This window comes from Bradyrhizobium sp. STM 3809, assembly GCF_000239795.1.
Taxonomy (GTDB): Bacteria; Pseudomonadota; Alphaproteobacteria; order Rhizobiales; family Xanthobacteraceae; genus Bradyrhizobium.
Window position 1 is genome coordinate 1 of the sequence record NZ_CAFJ01000298.1, and the last position, 4,692, is coordinate 4,692.

Here is a 4,692-nt window from a genome sequence, read left to right on the forward strand (position 1 = left end):
GGTCGACCACGGCCGCCGCGCAGGACGGCGGCGCGCCGCGCGCCGTCACCACCAGCGTGGCGCGCGCACAATCGTCGGCGAGCGCATCCGCGCGCAAGGTCAGCGCGACGAGGCGGCCGTCGGCCATCGCCAGCACACAGCCGGACTCGTCGCAGGAGACGCCGTCGGCCAGCGAGGCATCGGCCGGCAGCCGCGCATCGGCATCGGCGGCGAGCCACTCGCGGGTGACGAACACGTCCTTGCCGCTGCGCATCACATGCAGCCGCCCATCGCGGCCGCGCACGGCGACCGCGCGGCCGTCGCCGGAGACCAGGATGTCGGGCTGCGGCGTGGCCGCGGCCCAGGCGGTGGCCAGCGCGAGCACGACCGCCCCCGACCAGCGCAGCGGCGTCCTCAGCAGGCCGATCAGGACGAGGCCGAGGCTGGCCAGGATCAGCGGGCCGATCCCGAACGCCGTGACGCGCCCGACCGCGCCCGGCAGCGCCGCCACCCAGCGCGTCACCGCGATCATCCAGTCGATGCCCCAGCCCATCAGCGACCAGCACGGGCCGTCGAGCCCGAACGGCGCGAACAGCAGGCCGAGCAGCCCGGCCGGCATCACCAGCGCCGAGACCACCGGCATCGCCGCGAGATTGGCGAGCAGGCCATAGGGCGTGATGCGGTGAAAATGGAACGCGGCATAGGGCGTGGTCGCGAGCCCCGCGATCAGCGAGGCCAGGATCAGCATCGTGGCTTCACGGCCGCCCCACAAGGCGATGCGCTGCGTGGTCGACGAGTCCGGCGTCGCAAACAGCCTGGGCATGCCGACCTGCACCAGCGCGACGAGGCCGAGGGTCGCGGCGAACGACATCTGGAAGCTCGGATGCACCAGCGCCTCGGGCGCTGCGATCAGCACGATCATCGCGGCCACCGCCAGCGTGCGGAAGGTGACGGCGCGGCGGTCGACCATGACCGCGATCAGCACCACCGCGGTCATGAAGAATGAGCGTTGCGTCGCGACCTCCGCGCCGGACAGCAGCAGATAGAACGCGGCCGCGACCAGCGCCGCGGCCGCCGCCCATTTCTTGATCGGGTGGCTCACGGTGAGGCCGGGGATCAGCGCGAGCAGCGCGCGCACGGCGAAGAACACGACACCGGCGACGACCGCCATGTGATAGCCGGAGATCGACAGCACATGGCCGAGCCCGGAAATGAACATCGCATCGTTGACATCGGGCGTGATCGCATCGCGCCGCCCGGTCAAGAGCGCGGTCGCGATCGCACGCTCGTCGCCGTCGAGGCGGGCGCGGATGCGGGCATCGATCGTGTCGCGCAGGCCTTGCATCGCCGCCGCATAGCGCAGGCCGAGCCCGGCCGCCTGCGGCGGCGCCACCGTCGATATCGAACCCATGACGAAGCCGGAGGCGCCGATGCCCTGGAAGAACATGTCGCGGGAAAAGTCGTAGCTGCCGGGCCGCACCGGCGCGAGCGGCGGCAGCAGCCGCGCCTTCATCTGCACGAAGCTGCCGACCTCCGGCGCGGTGCCCTTGCGCACCGCGAGCCGCACGCGCGCGAGGGTGACGCTGCTGCGCTGGCTCTCCATCGCCGTCACGCGCAAGACGATGCGGTCGCTGCGCTCGCGGATGTCGCGGGCCTCGACATAGCCGGAGAGCGAGACCGAATACAGCGGCCGCGCCAGCACCGGATGCGCCACGCCCGCCGTCTTGACGGTGGCGACGGCAAAGCCCGACGCCGCGGCCGCGATCATCACCGCCGCTGGGAACAACGGATGCCGCCGCATCAGCACGGCGACCGCGGCCAGCGCGAGCGCTGCGGCCAGGCCCACCCACAGCACCGGCTCGTGATCGGCCGAGAAGTACAGCGCGATGCCGGCGCCGAACGCGACGGGGACCCACGGCAGCAGCCGCCCCGCCCCCGCCTCCTCGCGTGCCCAGCTCTTGAGCCTGATGGCAAGGGAGGGCCCGATGCCGGCGCCGATCGAAGGCCAGCCGGCCAGCGCGCCACGCGGCGGCCAGACATCGGCCATCACGCCAGCGATCCCGCGACGCCCTCCTGGCGGCCGTTCCAGCCCCGCCATCGCCCACACCACCCGCACCAAGGACCAGGGTAAGGCTACCCAAGGCTGCGCGGGGCCGCCTAGCAGAACAGAACGGGAATCCTGGAATTCTGCACGGGCGTGGTGCTGGAACCTTTCGCGAGGCAAGCGCTTGTCCGGGTATGGACTCCCACGACATCGACGACCCGTTTGCCGACCTCGATCTCGAGAAGGCCATCCACCTGCGCTGGACATTGCGGGACATCAAGGCGAACCGGCTCACCCTGTCGCCTGTCTCCGACGAGGATCTGTCGCTCTTGACCGAACGCGGCCTCGTCGAGGTCAGCGACGGCGTGCCGGCGCTGACGGACGCCGGGCAGGACGCAATCGGCTAGCATGCATGCAGCCGTCGGCCCCATCGCGACGGCAACGCAAGTGACGCTTGCCGCCGCCCGAGCACATCCCACACCGATGCGGCGCCGGCTCCGCCTTGATCACCCCTTCGCGACCTCCTTCGCGAAGGTGTCGCGCAGGCCGATGGTGCGGTTGAACACCAGCTTGTCCGGCGTCGAGTCGGGATCGCGCACGAAATAGCCCTGGCGCTCGAACTGAACAGGCGCGTCCGAATTGCTCGCGGCAATCGCCGGCTCGATCCGCGCGTCGGTCAAGACCTCCAGCGAGTTCGGACTGAGGTCGGCGGTGAAGTCGGCCGCGTTCGGGCTCGGGTTGGCGAACAGCTGGTTGTAGAGGCGGATCTCGGCCCTCAGCGACTGCGCGGCGGGCAGCCAGTGCATCGTCGCCTTGACCTTGCGTCCGTCCGGCGCGTTGCCGCCCTTGGTCTGGGGATCATAGGTGCAGCGCAGCTCGACGATCTCGCCCGCGTCGTTCTTGATGACCTCGCGGCACTTGATGAAATAGGCGTAGCGCAGCCGCACCTCGTTGCCCGGTGACAGGCGGAAGAACTTCTTCGGCGGATTCTCCATGAAGTCGTCCTGCTCGATGTAGAGCTCGCGGCCGAAAGCGATCTTGCGCGTGCCGGCGGAGGGATCATCGGGATGATTGATCGCCTCGAGCTCCTCGACCTGCCCTTCCGGATAGTTCTCGATCACCACCTTCAAGGGCCGCAGCACCGCCATGCGGCGGAGCGCGGTGCGGTTGAGCTCCTCGCGGATGCAGAATTCGAGCATGCCGACGTCGACGATGCTGTTGGCCTTGGCAATGCCGATGCGCTTCACGAATTCGCGCACCGCTGCCGGCGGCACCCCGCGGCGCTTCAGCCCGGCGATGGTCGGCATGCGCGGATCGTTCCAGCCGGAGACATGGCCGTCCTGCACCAGCCGCGTCAGCACGCGCTTCGACAGCAGCGTATAGGTCAGGTTGAGGCGCGCGAATTCGTACTGGCGCGGATGCGACGGCACCGGCAGCTTGTCCAGCAGCCATTCGTACAGCGGACGGTGATCCTCGAATTCGAGCGTGCAGATCGAATGCGTCACGCCCTCGATCGCGTCCGACTGGCCGTGCGCATAGTCGTAGCTCGGATAGATCTTCCAGGTGTCGCCGGTGCGCGGATGGTGGGCGTGCAGGATCCGGTATAGCACGGGGTCGCGCAGGTTGATGTTGCCGGCGGCCATGTCGATCTTGGCGCGCAGCACGCGCGCGCCGTTGGGGAATTCGCCGGCCTTCATGCGCCGGAACAGGTCGAGATTCTCCTCGACGGAGCGGTCGCGGAACGGGCTGTTCTTGCCGGGCTCCGTCAAGGTGCCGCGCGACAGCCGGATCTCCTCCTGGGTCTGGTCGTCGACATAGGCGAGGCCGGCCTTGATCAGGCCCTCGGCCCACTCGTAGAGCCGCTCGAAATAATCCGAGGCATAGAACAGGTTGTCGCCCCAATCGTAGCCGAGCCAGCGCACGTCGGCCTGGATGGAATCGATGTATTCCTGCTCTTCCTTGGTCGGATTGGTATCGTCGAAACGCAGATTGCAGCGGCCGCCGAACTCCCGGGCAATGCCGAAGTTGAGACCGATCGACTTGGCATGGCCGATATGCAGGTAGCCGTTCGGCTCCGGCGGGAACCGGGTGACCACGGTCTTGTGCTTGCCGCTGTCGAGATCGGCCTGGACGATGTCGCGGATGAAGTCGCGCCCTGCCTCTGCCGTCGCCGCATTGTCTGTCGTCGTGGTCATCAAGAATATCCTGCTCCGGAATTTGCCAGCCTATCTGCCAAATCCGCCTCCCCCAAGGAAGGCTTTAGTTATGCGATAGGCCTGCTATACACCCCCCGCCCTTTACAGCCCCTGCCTGGATTTCGTGCTGCCGCCCATGACCTCACCGATCGTCACGCGCTTTGCCCCCTCCCCGACCGGCTTTCTCCATATCGGAGGCGCCCGGACGGCCCTGTTCAACTGGCTTTATGCGCGCGGCCGGGGCGGCAAGATGCTGCTCAGAATCGAGGACACTGATCGCGAGCGCTCGACCGATGCGGCAATCGCGGCCATCCTGGACGGCCTGAAATGGCTCGAGCTCGATTGGGACGGCGAGGTCATCTACCAATATAGCCGCGCCGCCCGGCATCGCGAGGTCGCCGAGCAGCTGCTCGAAAGCGGCATGGCCTATCGCTGCTATGCCACGGCCGAGGAGCTGACCGCCATGCGCGAGAA

4 protein-coding genes are annotated in these 4,692 nt (G+C 68.3%); 2 read left to right on the forward strand and 2 right to left on the reverse strand.

The features are described from left to right. A partial coding sequence (locus tag BRAS3809_RS16755) for a ComEC/Rec2 family competence protein (RefSeq protein ID WP_035656517.1) occupies positions 1 to 2,077 on the reverse strand: 2,077 nt, incomplete at its 3' end. A 140-nt stretch (positions 2,078 to 2,217) separates the two neighbouring features. Here BRAS3809_RS16755 and BRAS3809_RS16760 point away from each other — a divergent pair. Next, entirely contained in the window at positions 2,218 to 2,430 is a 213-nt protein-coding gene (locus BRAS3809_RS16760) for a hypothetical protein (RefSeq protein WP_008963297.1), read from the forward strand. A gap of 99 nt (positions 2,431 to 2,529) precedes the next feature. On the opposite strand, the gene BRAS3809_RS16765 is transcribed toward BRAS3809_RS16760, so the two are convergent. Further along, a complete protein-coding gene (locus tag BRAS3809_RS16765) occupies positions 2,530 to 4,218 on the reverse strand; it encodes a glutamine--tRNA ligase/YqeY domain fusion protein (RefSeq protein WP_008963298.1) in 1,689 nt (562 codons plus the stop codon). 136 nt (positions 4,219 to 4,354) lie between these two features. Between BRAS3809_RS16765 and BRAS3809_RS16770 the strand changes: the two genes are divergently transcribed. Continuing rightward, positions 4,355 to 4,692 (forward strand): glutamate--tRNA ligase family protein (locus BRAS3809_RS16770; RefSeq protein WP_035656516.1); only part of this gene is annotated, 338 nt, incomplete at its 3' end.

Excerpts from the sequence above, each read along its gene's own strand:
- BRAS3809_RS16760 (WP_008963297.1), top strand. The coding sequence starts at position 2,218 with ATGGACTCCCACGACATCGACGACCCGTTTGCCGACCTCGATCTCGAG.
- BRAS3809_RS16765 (WP_008963298.1), bottom strand. The coding sequence starts at position 4,218 with ATGACCACGACGACAGACAATGCGGCGACGGCAGAGGCAGGGCGCGAC.